This is a genomic window from Frigidibacter sp., assembly GCF_030695035.1.
Lineage (GTDB): Bacteria > Pseudomonadota > Alphaproteobacteria > Rhodobacterales > Rhodobacteraceae > Frigidibacter.
In genome coordinates, this window is record NZ_JAUYTT010000002.1 from 110,891 (window position 1) to 124,569 (window position 13,679).

Genomic DNA, 13,679 nt, shown 5'->3' on the forward strand with positions numbered 1-13,679 from the left:
GAGGGGGCCGCTCCGGGTGGGGCGGCCCCGATGTGAAAGGTATGCAGAAACCATGCAGAAACCGTATGTATTGCATACATACGATTTCGCCCTCCCCGGCGCTTGACGAGGCACCCATTCCGACCGACCTAAGGGCAATAGGCTGCGCGTTCTGTGCCGTCGCCGATCCGGAGGCTTGCCCATGACCCCGCCGTTTTCCTTCCTGACCGCGACCGAGATCCGCTTTGGCCGCGGCACCGTGGAGGGGGCGGCGGAGTATGTTGCGCGGCAGGGGCGCAATGTGCTGGTGGTGCAGGGTGCCAGCGGCCAGCGCGCCGATCCGCTGATCCTGGCGCTGCAGCGGCTGGGAGTGGGGGTGAGCGTGTTCAGCTGTCCGCGCGAGCCCGACATCGCGCTGATCGAGGACGGGATCCGGCTGGCGCGCGGCGCGGGTGTGCGGGCGGTGGTGGCGCTGGGCGGCGGCGCGGTGATTGATTGCGGCAAGGCCATTGCCGCGCTGGCCCCGGCGCCGCGGCCGATGCTGGACCATCTGGAGGTGGTGGGTCGCGGGCTGCCGCTGGATGCGCCGCCGCTGCCCTTCGTGGCGATCCCGACGACGGCGGGCACCGGCGCCGAGGTGACCAAGAACGCGGTGATCGCGGTGCCCGAAGCGCGGCGCAAGGTGTCCTTGCGCGATGCGCGGATGCTGCCGCTGTTGGCGATTGTGGATCCGGCGCTGACCGATGGCTGCCCGCGTAGCGTGACGCTGGCCAGCGGGCTGGATGCGGTGACGCAGGTGATCGAGCCTTACGTGTCGAATAAAGCGAACCGGCTGACGGATGCGCTGTGCCGCGATGCGATCCCGCTGGGGCTGCGGGCGCTGGCGCGGTTGATGGAGGGCGAGGATGCGGGGGCGCGCGACGATCTGGCCTGGGTGAGCTTGTGCGGTGGGTTGGCGCTGGCCAATGCGGGCCTTGGCGCGGTGCACGGGCTGGCGGGGCCGATCGGCGGGATGGCATCTGCGCCGCATGGGGCGGTGTGCGGCGCGCTGCTGCCGCATGTGCTGGCGGCGAACATTGCGCGGGCCGAGGGGGTCGCGGCGGAGCGGCTGGCCGAGGTGGCGGGGTGGATTGCCGCGGCCTTGGGCGGAGCGCCGGGTGAGGCAGCGGAGACGCTGGCGGGCTGGTCGGCGGCGCAGGGGCTGCCGCGGCTGGGGAAGATGGGGATGGCGGCGGGCGATGTGCCCGAGGTGGCGGCGCTCGCGGCGGGGTCATCCTCGATGGCGGGGAACCCGGTTGCGCTGGACAGCGGCGCGCTGATCGGGGTGTTGCGCGCGGCGTTTTGAGGGAGCGGGTGTCAGGTGCCAGAGAGTCTTGACCCCCGAGGGCATCCCTGCGCCCGACGTCAGCCGAAACCGACTCGCATTGCCTGAAGGTGGGGGTCGGCTTTGCGGGACTGTGCCGTCGTTCGACCGCCTCTATGGTTAAGCCTTCGCCGAAATAGACCGAGCGAGATGCTCCGATCTAAGCAAATCCCTATTATCCTCCAAATTGCTTGCAAGCCGTGCGAGGTAATCACTATGTTTCATTAGCTTATCCAACTCATGCCGGAGCGGGCGTAACTGGACGATTCCGAATTTTGCTTCGTCGCGGCCCTGTGCGAAGTTATCTCGTCGTATCGCTTCTTTCGAGTTCTTCGTCAGGATAACTAGGGCATCTTGCTTGGGAACCTTGCGGACAACCCAGTGAGCAAACCCGTGCCTGTGCGTTCTATGCATCTCGAGAGTAGAAGCTGCCTTGCAAACACCTTCCGCGATATGGGGAGCTCCGGTCCATTCTGATGTACAGATTTTGAGGTGCAAAATTACATCGGAGTCATTCAAAGATGAGGCAAAGTCGGTTTCCTCCGCCTTGGTTATGAACCGCATAGCATTAATAGTCGCCCGCGCATTAAAGTCGGCGGAACAGTAGACCTGAATGAATTTTCCGATGAACGCGAAGTCTGCGTCTCGGAGAAGCTCGGTTTTTTTAAGCCAGTTAGGATCGGATGTTAGCGCAGCCAACAAACCTTCTAGATTTGCGACTAAATCCTCGGAAGACCGAAAGTTGTTTCTGGCACTTGCTGCTCCCCGTATGCGATCCATAATACCTCGAACTATTTTGGTCATGCATTACCTCTCGGCTTGAACTTCAAATATGGAATCGAGGATATCGTCGTCCGGCTCGTTTGTGTATGCCGATGGCCCGCTATCGCGCCACGTCAGCCACATCGCGGCGATTTCTCCACGTCTTCACAACGTCTCAGAAGGGCTCCTCGCTTTGATGGTGATGCCACGGCTTCATCTGGGTCAGCAATCTGCCGGAACGCCACAAGTATCCGACCGGACCGAGGCCTTTGGGGCCCGACCGTGAGGGATGAGAGGTCGCGGCGTGGCGAAAGGCGATGGCCTTCGCCACGGCGGGGGTGGCTGGGGGAGGACCCACGCAAAAGGCCCGCCTTTTCGGGCGGGCCTTGGCAGGATCAGCTCAGCAGAAATCAGTCGAGCTTTTCGACCACACGCTCGGCAAACAGCTCGATCATCGTGGCATAATAGACCGGGCTTTCGATGGTCAGCACGGTAATATCGGTGCCGACGGGCAGGTAGGCCTGGTCGAAGCCGACCTCAAGATCATAGGTGCTGAACTTGGTGTTGTCGGTCTCGCTGGAGATGTTCACCCGGCCGACCAGCTTGGAATCGGCGATCCCCATCGCCGACTGGAACGAGTTGGCCAGCTCGACCTCGTTGATATCGACCGAGATCTTCACGCCGTCTTCGTCAACACGGTCGGTGACCCGGCCGATGATGGCCATCTGCAGATCGGATGCGATATTGCCCCAGACCGTGGCGGCCTGCGGGTTGTTGATGGCGTTCAGGTCAATGGACACTTCGACCTCTTTCACCTCGGTGACCGCAAGGGCGGGCGAGGCCGCACCAAGGGCGAGGGCAGAAAGGAAAGCTGCGAATGTAAAGCGTGACATCTGTCGTCTCCAAATCGTAAGGACGGCATATTGCCATTCCACGAGGGACAACTCCCGCGGGCCGGGAAAGGTTCCGCCCCCGCCGCCTTAGCTGCGGATATAGCGGAAGGCGGCCGAGGCGGCCCAGCCGGCGGTCACCGCCAGCACAAGGGATAGCAGGCCATAGATCAGCGGCTGTTCGCGCGAGAGGGCGAAGAGCCAGCGCTCCAGCCCGACCTTGCGAACGTCGACCATGGTTTCATGGCTGTCGATCACTTGGCCATTGCGGGTGAGCAGGATGCGGGTGCGATAGGCGCCCTCTGTCAGGTTCGCGGGCAGGATAAAGCGGGTGCGGAACAGGGTTTCCTCGGCCAGCTCCACCCCGGTTTCATTAAGCGTATAGGAGCCCTCATCGGTGCGGATGCGGATCAGCGCATCTGTGAAGACGCCCGCATCCTCGAGCCCGCTGCCGACGGCACGGATGGCGCGGGGGATCGACACGGCATGGCGCAGGTCTTCGGTTTCGGTCAGCACCTCGCGCAGGGGGGCGGTGGCGGCGATGGCGTAGAAGGAGGGCGAGCTGCTGACGGGGACGGCATCAGTGTTGACCCAGATGCCGGCGACCTTGTCCTTGCGGCGGACGGTGACGGCGAGGGGCGGGCCCTGCAGGGTGATGATGACCTGAAGCGGGCCCTCGGGCGCCGGGGTGTCACGCTTGACGGCGCCGAAGACGAGGATGTCAGAGCCCGAGAAGCTGGCGGTGATGGCGATGCGGTTCTGGCTGAGGCCGGCGACGACTTCTTCGGCGCGAACCGGGAGGGCGAAGAGGATCAGGAGGGCGAGGAGGCGGATCATGCGCGGCCCTCCACCGAGATGGAGTAAAGCTCGCCGGGGCGCAGCAGCAGGTCCAGCGCCAAGAGGCCGCAGACGCCGAGGACCAGAAGGGCCAGCAGGATGCGCAGCTGCTCGGCCTTCAGCTTGGCGCCGATCTGGGTGCCGAACTGTGCGCCGACGACGCCGCCGAGGATCAAGAGCAGCGCCAGCATCATGTCCACCGACTGGTTGGTGACGGCATGCATGACGGTGGTGAAGGCGGTCACGAAGATGATCTGGAACAGCGAGGTGCCGATGACGACCTTGGTGGGCATTCCCAGAAGGTAGATCATCGCGGGGACCATGATGAAGCCGCCGCCGACGCCCATGATGGCGGCGAGAACGCCGACCAGCATCCCGACGAGGATGGGGGGGATGACGCTGATATAGAGGCCCGAGGTGCGGAACTTCATCTTCAGCGGCAGGCGGTGGACCAGAAGGTGCTGGTGGCGGCGGGTGATCTTCCGCGCCGGCTGACGCGACCGCAGGATGGAGCGGAGCGATTCCTGGAACATCAGGAGGCCCACGAAGCCGAGGAACAGGACGTAGGACAGCTGCACCGTCAGGTCGATCTGGCCGAGGGCAGAGAGGATGTTGAACACCCAGATGCCGAGGGCAGAGCCGATGAGGCCCCCCGCCAGCAGCACCCAGCCCATGCGGAAATCGACCGTACGCTTGCGGATATGCGCGAGCACGCCGGACACGGAGGAGGCGACGACCTGGTTGGCGCCGGTGGCGACGGCGACGGTGGGGGGGACGCCGATGAAGAACAAAAGCGGCGTGATCAGGAAGCCGCCGCCCACGCCGAACATCCCGGACAGAAGCCCGACAATTCCGCCCAGGCCGAACAGCAGGAGGGCGTTCACCGAGACTTCGGCGATGGGCAGATAGATCTGCATGGGCATGTCAGTCAGTGAAGGACGTTGCTGTCCAAGTCTTGGGCGTGGTTGCCTACCATGTCAAACCGATGCTGCAGATGCGTCACGGCATGTTGCGCAGACAGCGCCGCAGCACCTTCTCGAGCTTCGCGGCGCCAAGGGGGGCCATGGCCTTGGTATGCTCATGGCTGATCGCCTCGTCCGACATGCCGGCCGCCATGTTGGTGATGACCGACACCGCCGCGACGCGCAGGCCGAGGAAGCGGGCGAGGATCACCTCGGGCACGGTGGACATGCCGACGGCATCGGCGCCGAGGATGCGGATGGCGCGGATCTCGGCCGGGGTTTCGAAGGAGGGGCCCGAATACCAGGCATAGACGCCTTCGGGCAGGTCGATGCCTTCGGCCTCTGCCGCCGCGCGCAGGGCGGCGCGCAGGGCAGGGTCATGGGCGGCGGTCATGGGCACGAAGCGGGCATCCGACGGCTCACCGATCAGCGGGTTGAGGCCGGAGAAGTTGATATGGTCTGACAGCAGCATCAGCGAGCCGGGCGGGGTGGTGGGGACCATGGAGCCTGCGGCGTTGGTCAGCAGCAGGCTTTCGGCGCCGAGTGCCTTGAGGAGTTCCAGCGGCAGGCGCATGGCGGCGGGGTTGCCGGTCTCGTAGTAATGCGCCCGCCCCCCGAAGACGGCGACGCGCTGGCCCTCCAGATCCCCGATCACCAGCTGCGGGGTGTGGCCGGAGACGCCGGCATGGGGGAAGCCCGGCAGGTCGGCATAGTCGATGGCGACGCCCTGCACCGCGCCCGACAGATGGCCGAGCCCCGAGCCGAGGATCAGCCCCACCTTCACAGGTTCGGTGCCGGCCACGGCATGGACCCGGGCGGCGAGCGCCGAGGCGGTTTCAAGAGCGGTCATTCAGCGTTCCTTGACATAGGCCTCGCCCCCGGCGCGCGGCGGCGTCGCCTTGCCGATGAAGCCGGCAAGGATCACCACGGTCAGGATGTAGGGCAGGGCCTGCATGAATTGCACCGGCAGCACGACGCCGCCGAGGTCGATGTTCTGGTAGCGGTTGGCGATGGCCTCCAAAAGGCCGAAGAGCATGGTCGCGCCAAGCGCCGGGACGGGCCGCCATTTGGCGAAGATCAGCGCGGCGAGGGCGATGTAGCCGCGCCCCGCCGTCATCTCTTTCACGAAGCCGGCCGAGAGGGCGGTGGCGAGGTAGGCACCGGCAAGGCCGGTCAGCAGCCCGCAGATCATCACCGCCGCATAGCGCAGCCGCACCACGGAGATGCCGGCGGTATCGACCGCGGCCGGATTCTCGCCCACCGCGCGCAGGCGCAGGCCAAAGCGGGTGCGGTAGAGCAGCCACCAAGACAGCGGCACCGCGGCGAAGGCGACATAGACGAGGATGGAATGGCCCGAGATCAGTTCGTAATAGATCGGGCCGATCACCGGCACCTCGCGTAGGGTTTCCGCGAAGGGCAGGGTGATGGGCGAGAAGCGGCCATCGCCGGTCAGCGGCGGGGTGCGCCCGCCAAGCTGGAACCATTTCTGCCCGATCAGCACCGTCAGGCCCGAGGCGAGGAAGTTGATCGCCACGCCGGAAATGAGCTGATTGCCACGGAAGGTGATCGAGGCCGCGCCGTGGATCGCGGACAGCACCAGCGAGGACAGCACCCCCGCCGTCAGCCCCAGCAGGACCGAGCCGGTGATCGCAGCGACGGCGCCCGAGAAGAAGGCGGCCATCAGCATCTTGCCTTCCAGCCCGATGTCGAAGATCCCGGCACGTTCCGAGAAGAGGCCGGCAAGGCAGGCCAGCAACAAGGGCGTGCCAAGGCGGACGGTGGAATCGAGGATCTGCAGCAGCGTTGAAAGGTCCATCACCGGATCCCCCTGCGTGCAAAGAGCCGCTCCACCGGGGCGCGGACCATATTGTCGAGCGCGCCGGTGAAGAGGATCACCAGCGCCTGGATGACGGTGATCAGCTCTCGCGGGATCGTGGTCCAGAGCGCAAGCTCGCCGCCGCCCTGATAGAGGAAGCCGAACAGCAGCGCCGCCAGCAGCACCCCGAACGGATGGTTGCGGCCCATCAGCGCCACGGCGATGCCGATGAAGCCCGCGCCCTCGACCGCGTTCAGGACCAGCCGTTCCGCCTCGCCCATGACGTTGTTGATCGCCATGAGGCCGGCGAGCCCGCCCGAGATCAGCATGGCATACATGGTGATCCGCACCGGGCTGATCCCGGCATAGACCGCGGCGGGTTCGGATTTGCCAAAGGCGCGGATCTGGTAGCCGAGCCGGGTTTTCCAGATCAGCGCCCAGACACCGAGGCAGCACAGGAGCGCGATGAAGAAGGAGACGTTGGCGGGGGTGTTCTTGCCCCAGACGAAGCCGAGGCCCGCGGCCATGTCATTCAGCGTCGGCAGGGTTGCGCCCTCGGGGAAGCGGGCCGAGGCCGGGTCCATGCTGCCGACCGGGCGCATGACGTTGACCAGCATGTAGTTCAGCAAGGATGCGCCGATGAAGTTGAACATGATGGTGGTGATGACGATATGGCTGCCGCGTTTCGCTTGCAGCCAAGCCGGGATCGCCGCCCAGGCGGCGCCGAAGGCGGCAGCGCCAAGGCTGGCGGCGAGCAGCGCGAGGCTCCAATGCGGCCAGGGCAGCGACAGGCAGATGAGCGCGACGCCAAGGCCGCCAAGCGTCGCCTGCCCCTCGCCGCCGATGTTGAACAGGCCCGCATGGCTGGCGATGGCGACCGCGAGCCCGGTGAAGACGAAGCTGGTGGCGTAGTAGAGGGTGAAGCCCCAGCCATAGGACGATCCGAGCGCGCCGCTGACCATGATCTTCAGCGCCTCCCACGGGTTTTCCCCGATGGCGAGGATCACCAGCGCCGAGATGGCGAAGGCGATGACGAGGTTCAGAAGCGGGATCAGGGCGACATCGGCCCATCTTGGCATCCTGGTCATTGGACCCCCGCCATCAGCAGGCCGAGCGCACGCTCATCAGTTTCGGAGGGCAGCCGCTCACCCATGATGCGGCCATCGAACATGACGGCGATGCGGTCGGAGAGCGAGAGAATCTCGTCGAGTTCGACCGAGACCAGAAGCACGGCCTTGCCGGCATCGCGCAGGGCGACGATCTGCTGGTGGATGAATTCGATGGCGCCGATGTCGACGCCGCGGGTGGGTTGGCCGACGAGCAGGAGGTCGGGGTTGCGCTCGATTTCCCGCGCGAGGACGATCTTCTGCTGGTTGCCGCCCGAGAAGTTCTTGGCGGCCAGCGTCGGGATCGGCGGGCGCACGTCGAAGCGCTGCATCTTTTCGGCGGTGGCGGCAAGGAGGGCGGCGTTGTCCATGAAAAGCGCGTTCTTCTGGTATTCGGGCGCGTGGTGATAGCCGAAGGCCATGTTCTCCCAGGCCGCGAAATCCATGATGAGGCCGAGATGCTGGCGATCCTCTGGCACATGGGCGATGCCCTGCGCGCGGCTGGTCTGGCCGTCGGAGCTGTGGCCGGTGAGGTCCACGGGCACGCCGTTCATGGTGATGCGGCCGGTGCCATGGCCGAAGCCGCCAAGGATCTTGAGGAGTTCGGACTGGCCGTTGCCGGCGACCCCGGCGATGCCGAGGATCTCTCCGGCGCGGATCTGGAAGGAGATGCCCTTGAGGCGCTCCACCCCGTCCTCATCCACCATGCGCAGGTCTTCGACCGACAGCACGACCGCGCCGGGATTGGCGGGGCCCTTGGGGACATGTAGCAGCACCTTGCGGCCGACCATCAGCTCGGCCAGCTGCTCGGGGCTGGTCTCGGCCGTGGTCACCGTCGCCGTCATCTCGCCGCGGCGCATGACGCTGACGGTGTCGGTGATCTCCATGATCTCGCGCAGCTTGTGGGTGATGAGGATCACGGTCTTGCCCTGATCGCGCAGGCCGCGGAGGATGCGGAACAGGTGGTCCGCCTCGGCGGGCGTCAGCACGCCGGTGGGCTCGTCAAGGATCAGGATGTCGGCCTGGCGGTAGAGGGCCTTGAGGATCTCCACCCGCTGCTGGTGGCCGACGGACAGCTCCTCGACCACGGCATCGGGGTCCACCTCCAGCTCATAATCCCGCGCAAGCTGCTGCAGGCTGGCCCGCGCCTTGGCGAGGCTGGGGCGCAGCAGGGCGCCGTCCTCGGCCCCCAGCACGATGTTTTCCAGAACGGTGAAGTTCTGCACCAGCTTGAAATGCTGGAACACCATGCCGATCCCGGCGCGGATTGCGGCCTGGCTGTCGGGGATCTGCACCGGGGTGCCGCCGATCAGGATCTCGCCCGCATCGGCCTTGTAGAAGCCGTAGAGGATCGACATCAGCGTCGATTTCCCGGCGCCGTTTTCACCGATGATGCCGTGGATGGTGCCGGGCATCACCCGGATCGAGATGTCCTTGTTGGCCTGCACCGGCCCGAAGGCCTTGGAGATGCCCCGGAGTTCAATGGCAGGAGCGGCAGTTGCCTGCCGCTCCGAAGGTTGTGCCTGTGCCATTGGCGGTTATTCGACCGGGCAGGTGTTGTCGGCCATGTAGTCATGCACGGCGATCTCGCCTGAGGCGATCTTCGCGGTGGCCTCGTCCACGGCGGCCTTCATCTCGGCGGTGATCAGCGCTTCGTTGTTCTCGTCCAGCGCGTAGCCCACGCCCTCGGAAGCGAGGTCCATCACGGTGATGCCCGGCTCCAGCGCATCGCCATCGATGAAGGCCTCATAGACCGAGTTGTCGACGCGCTTGACCATCGAGGTCAGCACCTTGCCGGGGAAGAGGTGGTTCTGGTTGCTGTCGACGCCGATGGACAGGATGCCCTGATCCGCCGCCGCCTGCAGCACACCAAGCCCGGTGCCGCCCGCGGCGGCATAGATCACGTCGGCGCCCTGCGACTTTTGCGAAATCGCCAGCTCGGAGCCCTTCACCGGGTCGTTCCAGGCGGCGGGGGTGGTGCCGGTCATGTTCTGGATCACGGTCGCATCCGGGTTCACCGCCTTCACGCCCTGCACATAGCCGCAGGCAAACTTGCGGATCAGCGGGATGTCCATGCCGCCGATGAAGCCGACGGTGCCGGTTTCCGACGCCATCGCGGCCAGCATCCCGACAAGGTACGATCCCTGCTCTTCGGTGAAGACCACCGATTTCACGTTGGGCTGTTCCACGACCATGTCGATGATGGCGAACTTGGTGTCCGGGTAGTCGGGGGCGACGGTGTTCAGCACATCGCCAAAGGCAAAGCCGGTCATCACGATCGGGTTCGATCCGGCCTCGGCCAGGCGGCGCAGGGCCTGTTCGCGCTGCGCCTCGGATTGCATTTCCAGCTCCTTGAAGCTGCCGCCCGTCTCTTCCGCCCACCGCTTGGCGCCGTTGAAGGCGGCCTCGTTGAAGGATTTGTCGAACTTGCCGCCCAGGTCGAAGATGATCGCCGGGTCGGCCAGCGCCGCGCCGGTGGTCAGCGCCAGCACTCCGGCGGCGCCAAGGAAATGGGTCATCAGGCTCATGGAAAACTCCCGGTTGTCGAGGGGCGCGGCACAGGGTTGGCCGGCCCGCTGTGAAGACGTGATCTCTTGCGGATCTGCGCCGAATTAGGGCCGGGTTCGGGAAAGCGGTCAATAGCTATTCGCCGCATCTGCCCCGGCTCTCAAGGACTTGTAGGGGGGCGGGGCGCCCTTCGCCTCACGCTTGCGCGTCCAGCGCCCGCGTCATCACAAGCGCGTCTGTGCTGGTGCCATCCGGGTGGCGGTAATAGGCGCGACGGCGCCCCGCTGGCGCGAAGCCGGCGCGTTCGTAGAGCGCGCGGGCGGGCTGGTTGTCCTCGGCCACCTCCAGAAACGCGGTTTCCGCGCCGCGGGCCGCGGCTTCGGCCAGGAACCCGGCCAGCAGCCGCGCCCCGATGCCGGCGCGGCGGGCTTCGGGGGCGACGGCGAGGGTCAGAAGTTCCGCCTCACCGGCCAGCGCACGGCCGAGCAGGACGCCGGTGGGCTCTTGCAGCAGGAAGGTGTCCTGGCGGGCCAGCAGGTCTGCGAACTCACTGGCGGTCCAGGGGCGCGGCACGGTGAAGCAGGCGGCGTGGAGCGCGGCGAGGTCTGCGGGGCTCACGGCAGCAGCACCGGCGGCGGGTCCGAGGCGGGGGCGGCATCGGCGCTGCGCAGGTACAGGGGGGCGGGGCGGGGCTGCGGCTGGCCCCTGGCAAGGCGCGCGGCGGTGATACGGGCAAGGGCCTCGGCGAAGGGCAGGGCGGGGGGCAGCTCGCGCAGGTCCGGGCGCAGGGCGTGCAGGACGGCGGCGCCGTCGCCGACCAACGCAAGGCCGGGCGGCAGGTCCGTCAGGGCTTCGGCGGTCATCAGCCGCGGTTCGGCAGGCCCCGCGCCAAAGCCCTGCGCATAGACCTCGCCGCGCCGCGCATCGGTCACCGCCAGCACGGGGCGCGGCAGGTCCAGCGCCAAGGCCTCCAGCGTGCCCACCCCGATGGCCGGGATGCGCAGCGACAGCGCCAGCCCGCGCGCCGCCGCCACCGAAATACGGATGCCGGTGAAGTTGCCCGGGCCTATCCCCACGGCTATCGCCGCAAGATCCCGCCAGCCCACCCCCACTTCGGCCAGCAGCTCCTCCAGCAGCGGCATCAGCCGTTCGGCCTGACCCTTGGCCATCGGCTCCAGCCGCGCCGTCACCACCTCATCGCCGCGCAGCAAAGCGGCCGCGCAATGCGCGGCCGATGTGTCGAAGGCAAGGATCAGCTTGGCGGGCAAGGCTCAGACGGCCACCGGCCGCACCTCGATCACCTCGGGGATGTAATGGCGCAGCAGGTTCTCGATCCCCATCTTCAGCGTCAGGGTCGAAGAGGGGCACCCGGCGCAGGCGCCCTGCATATGCAGGTAGACGACGCCGCGGTCGAAGCCGTGGAAGGTGATGTCGCCGCCATCCTGCGCCACGGCGGGCCGCACGCGGGTGTCGAGCAATTCCTTGATCTGGTTGACGATCTCGCCATCGGCGCCGTCATGGGCGGCATGGCCGCCCGCCGGGGCGCCCTCACCCTCCAGCACCGGCGCGCCGGACTGGAAATGCTCCATGATCGCGCCCAGGATGGCCGGTTTCACATGCTCCCAGGCGATATCGTCGGCCTTGGTCACGGTGACGAAATCGGTGCCGAAGAACACGCCGGTGATGCCGTTGACCGCGAAGATCCGCCGCGCGAGCGGGGATTTGACGGCGGTGTCGGGGGTCGGGAAATCGGCGGTGCCCATCTCCAGCACGGTCAGCCCCGGCAGGAACTTCAGCGTGGCGGGGTTCGGGGTGGATTCGGTCTGGATGAACATGGGTAGCCTCCGGTGGTCAGGGGCTGATATGCGCTTGACGTGTGAGCAAGTCAAGGTTTGGAACGATTCTAAGTTTTGGCGCCCCTTGCCTTTGCCTTGTCGAAATATCCTCGGGGAGGGCCCCGGGAGGGGTGGAAAACTCCTCCCGCTTCCCCCTCAGGTAATCGACTCCAGCCGCTCCTTGGACATGTCCCCCGGGACGATCGTCATCGGACAGGGCATGTTCCCGGCGCTGCGGGTCAGCTGGCTGACCAGCGGCCCCGGCCCCGACTTGTCGCTGCCCGCCCCCAGCACAAGAATGCCGATCTGCGGGTCTTCCTGGATCACCGCCAGGATCTCGGTCGCCGGCTCGCCCTCGCGGATGATCAGCTCGGGGTCCACCCCCTGCCTATCCCGCATCCATTTGGCGAAGACCTCGAAATGCGCCTCGATGCGCTCGCGCGCCTCTTGCCGCATCAGTTCGGCCACGCCGATCCAGTGCTGGTATTCCTCGGGCGGGATCACCGACAGGATGATCACCCCCCCGCCCGAATGCGAGGCCCGCATCGCGGCGAAGCGCATGGCGTTCAGGCATTCGCGGGTCTCGTCGAGCACGACCAGAAATTTGCGCATGATGGTTCCCCTTCAACCGATCATCGCCGATCCGGGGGGCGCGGCGCAAGGGGGCGCCTCAGGCGGCCGAATGCGCCCAGTCCCAGTAGAGCTCGCGCACCCGTTTCGTGACGGGGCCGGGGCCGTAGCTGCGGTCCTCGAAGGCGGCGACGGGGGTGACCTTGGCGAAGTTGCCGGACAGGAACACCTCGTCCGCGCCGCGGAAATCGTCCAGCGTCAGCACCGTCTCATGCACGCTCACGCCATCGGCGCGCAGGTTGGCGATGTGCCGCGCGCGGGTGATGCCCGACAGGAAGGTGCCATTGGCAATCGGCGTGAAGACCTCGCCGTCCTTGACCATGAACACATTGGCGGTGGCGGTTTCGGCGACATTGCCCATCGCATCCTGCACCAGCGCATTGCCAAAGCCCTTGCGCTGCGCCTCGACCAGCATCCGCGCGTTGTTGGGGTAAAGGCAGCCGGCCTTGGCGTTGCAGACATTGTCGGCCAGCACCGGGCGGCGAAATTGGGTTGTGGTCAGCGTGGTGGTGGCGGTCGGGGCGGGCATCGCAACCTCTTCCAGGCACAGCGCAAAGCCGGTGTCGCCGCGGGCCGGGGCAACGCCCAGGTCGGAGCCGTGGATCGCCCAGTACATCGGGCGCACATAGACGGCCTGATCCTTGCCATAGGCGCGCAGACCTTCGCGGGCGATGTCCAGCATCGTCTCGGGATCGATGGTGGGCTCGATCATCAGCGCATCGGCCGAGCGGTTCACGCGGGCGCAATGCGCCGCCAGATCCGGGGCCACGCCCTCGAAATACCGCGCGCCGTCGAAGACGCTGGAGCCTTGCCAGATGCCGTGATCGGCGGCGCGCATCACCGGGATGTCGCCCTCGTGCCAGCGACCCTCGAACCAGGTGCGGATGTTCTTGCCAAATGCCATAGCCGGTATCCCCTTGCGAACGGCGCGGAGTTAATCACCGCGCGGCGGCGGGGTCCAGTGCCCGAGTTGGCCGCAAAAGGACCGGAC

At 66.4% G+C, this 13,679-nt stretch carries 15 protein-coding genes; 1 reads left to right on the plus strand and 14 read right to left on the minus strand.

Annotated features, from left to right (window positions below; genetic code table 11):
* The first annotated feature begins 181 nt into the window (after positions 1–181).
* Positions 182–1,324, plus strand: a complete 1,143-nt coding sequence (locus tag Q8S30_RS01690; protein WP_305664298.1) for an iron-containing alcohol dehydrogenase — start codon at positions 182–184, stop codon at positions 1,322–1,324.
* A gap of 138 nt (positions 1,325–1,462) precedes the next feature.
* Here the strand turns inward: Q8S30_RS01690 and Q8S30_RS01695 are convergent, their stop codons facing one another.
* The 14 genes from Q8S30_RS01695 to Q8S30_RS01760 all read right to left on the minus strand — a co-directional run bounded on the left by Q8S30_RS01695 (position 1,463) and on the right by Q8S30_RS01760 (position 13,592).
* Positions 1,463–2,146, minus strand: a complete 684-nt coding sequence (locus Q8S30_RS01695; protein ID WP_305664299.1) for a hypothetical protein — start codon at positions 2,144–2,146, stop codon at positions 1,463–1,465.
* Between the two features lie 368 nt (positions 2,147–2,514).
* On the minus strand, positions 2,515–2,997 hold the full coding sequence (locus tag Q8S30_RS01700; RefSeq protein WP_305664300.1) for a hypothetical protein: 483 nt from the start codon (positions 2,995–2,997) through the stop codon (positions 2,515–2,517).
* A gap of 87 nt (positions 2,998–3,084) precedes the next feature.
* The gene (locus Q8S30_RS01705; RefSeq protein WP_305664301.1) at positions 3,085–3,831 is read right to left on the minus strand and encodes a TIGR02186 family protein; all 747 of its coding nucleotides are present in this window, start codon (positions 3,829–3,831) and stop codon (positions 3,085–3,087) included.
* On the minus strand, positions 3,828–4,748 hold the full coding sequence (locus tag Q8S30_RS01710; RefSeq protein ID WP_305664302.1) for a sulfite exporter TauE/SafE family protein: 921 nt from the start codon (positions 4,746–4,748) through the stop codon (positions 3,828–3,830). The genes Q8S30_RS01705 and Q8S30_RS01710 overlap by 4 nt, the downstream gene beginning before the upstream one ends.
* 82 nt (positions 4,749–4,830) lie before the next feature.
* Positions 4,831–5,643, minus strand: a complete 813-nt coding sequence (locus Q8S30_RS01715; protein ID WP_305664303.1) for a purine-nucleoside phosphorylase — start codon at positions 5,641–5,643, stop codon at positions 4,831–4,833.
* Positions 5,644–6,609: an ABC transporter permease gene (locus Q8S30_RS01720; protein WP_305664364.1), complete on the minus strand. Its 966-nt coding sequence runs from the start codon at positions 6,607–6,609 to the stop codon at positions 5,644–5,646. It lies immediately after the preceding gene.
* Positions 6,609–7,697, minus strand: a complete 1,089-nt coding sequence (locus tag Q8S30_RS01725; protein ID WP_305664304.1) for an ABC transporter permease — start codon at positions 7,695–7,697, stop codon at positions 6,609–6,611. The genes Q8S30_RS01720 and Q8S30_RS01725 overlap by 1 nt, the downstream gene beginning before the upstream one ends.
* Entirely contained in the window at positions 7,694–9,247 is a 1,554-nt protein-coding gene (locus Q8S30_RS01730) for an ABC transporter ATP-binding protein (protein ID WP_305664305.1), read from the minus strand. The genes Q8S30_RS01725 and Q8S30_RS01730 overlap by 4 nt, the downstream gene beginning before the upstream one ends.
* Positions 9,248–9,253: 6 nt before the next feature.
* Complete coding sequence (locus Q8S30_RS01735) at positions 9,254–10,243, minus strand: BMP family protein (protein ID WP_305664306.1); 990 nt, start codon at positions 10,241–10,243, stop codon at positions 9,254–9,256.
* Between the two features lie 175 nt (positions 10,244–10,418).
* Entirely contained in the window at positions 10,419–10,841 is a 423-nt protein-coding gene (gene rimI / locus Q8S30_RS01740; protein ID WP_305664307.1) for a ribosomal protein S18-alanine N-acetyltransferase, read from the minus strand.
* Positions 10,838–11,491 (minus strand): tRNA (adenosine(37)-N6)-threonylcarbamoyltransferase complex dimerization subunit type 1 TsaB, encoded by a 654-nt coding sequence (tsaB, locus tag Q8S30_RS01745; protein WP_305664308.1) that lies wholly within the window; start codon positions 11,489–11,491, stop codon positions 10,838–10,840. The genes rimI and tsaB overlap by 4 nt, the downstream gene beginning before the upstream one ends.
* Before the next feature lie 3 nt (positions 11,492–11,494).
* Complete coding sequence (locus Q8S30_RS01750) at positions 11,495–12,058, minus strand: NifU family protein (protein ID WP_305664309.1); 564 nt, start codon at positions 12,056–12,058, stop codon at positions 11,495–11,497.
* A gap of 156 nt (positions 12,059–12,214) precedes the next feature.
* Positions 12,215–12,670: a universal stress protein gene (locus Q8S30_RS01755; RefSeq protein WP_161344507.1), complete on the minus strand. Its 456-nt coding sequence runs from the start codon at positions 12,668–12,670 to the stop codon at positions 12,215–12,217.
* 58 nt (positions 12,671–12,728) lie between these two features.
* Positions 12,729–13,592 (minus strand): branched-chain amino acid aminotransferase, encoded by an 864-nt coding sequence (locus Q8S30_RS01760; RefSeq protein ID WP_305664310.1) that lies wholly within the window; start codon positions 13,590–13,592, stop codon positions 12,729–12,731.
* Between the last annotated feature and the right edge of the window lie 87 nt (positions 13,593–13,679).

Bases quoted from the DNA above. Each gene is read 5' to 3' on its own strand.
- Q8S30_RS01710 (WP_305664302.1), bottom strand. From the start codon at position 4,748: ATGCAGATCTATCTGCCCATCGCCGAAGTCTCGGTGAACGCCCTCCTG.
- Q8S30_RS01720 (WP_305664364.1), bottom strand. From the start codon at position 6,609: ATGGACCTTTCAACGCTGCTGCAGATCCTCGATTCCACCGTCCGCCTT.
- Q8S30_RS01750 (WP_305664309.1), bottom strand. From the start codon at position 12,058: ATGTTCATCCAGACCGAATCCACCCCGAACCCCGCCACGCTGAAGTTC.
- Q8S30_RS01690 (WP_305664298.1), top strand. From the start codon at position 182: ATGACCCCGCCGTTTTCCTTCCTGACCGCGACCGAGATCCGCTTTGGC.
- Q8S30_RS01695 (WP_305664299.1), bottom strand. From the start codon at position 2,146: ATGACCAAAATAGTTCGAGGTATTATGGATCGCATACGGGGAGCAGCA.
- Q8S30_RS01755 (WP_161344507.1), bottom strand. From the start codon at position 12,670: ATGCGCAAATTTCTGGTCGTGCTCGACGAGACCCGCGAATGCCTGAAC.
- Q8S30_RS01735 (WP_305664306.1), bottom strand. From the start codon at position 10,243: ATGAGCCTGATGACCCATTTCCTTGGCGCCGCCGGAGTGCTGGCGCTG.
- Q8S30_RS01725 (WP_305664304.1), bottom strand. From the start codon at position 7,697: ATGACCAGGATGCCAAGATGGGCCGATGTCGCCCTGATCCCGCTTCTG.
- Q8S30_RS01700 (WP_305664300.1), bottom strand. From the start codon at position 2,997: ATGTCACGCTTTACATTCGCAGCTTTCCTTTCTGCCCTCGCCCTTGGT.
- Q8S30_RS01715 (WP_305664303.1), bottom strand. From the start codon at position 5,643: ATGACCGCTCTTGAAACCGCCTCGGCGCTCGCCGCCCGGGTCCATGCC.
- Q8S30_RS01760 (WP_305664310.1), bottom strand. From the start codon at position 13,592: ATGGCATTTGGCAAGAACATCCGCACCTGGTTCGAGGGTCGCTGGCAC.
- Q8S30_RS01730 (WP_305664305.1), bottom strand. From the start codon at position 9,247: ATGGCACAGGCACAACCTTCGGAGCGGCAGGCAACTGCCGCTCCTGCC.
- Q8S30_RS01705 (WP_305664301.1), bottom strand. From the start codon at position 3,831: ATGATCCGCCTCCTCGCCCTCCTGATCCTCTTCGCCCTCCCGGTTCGC.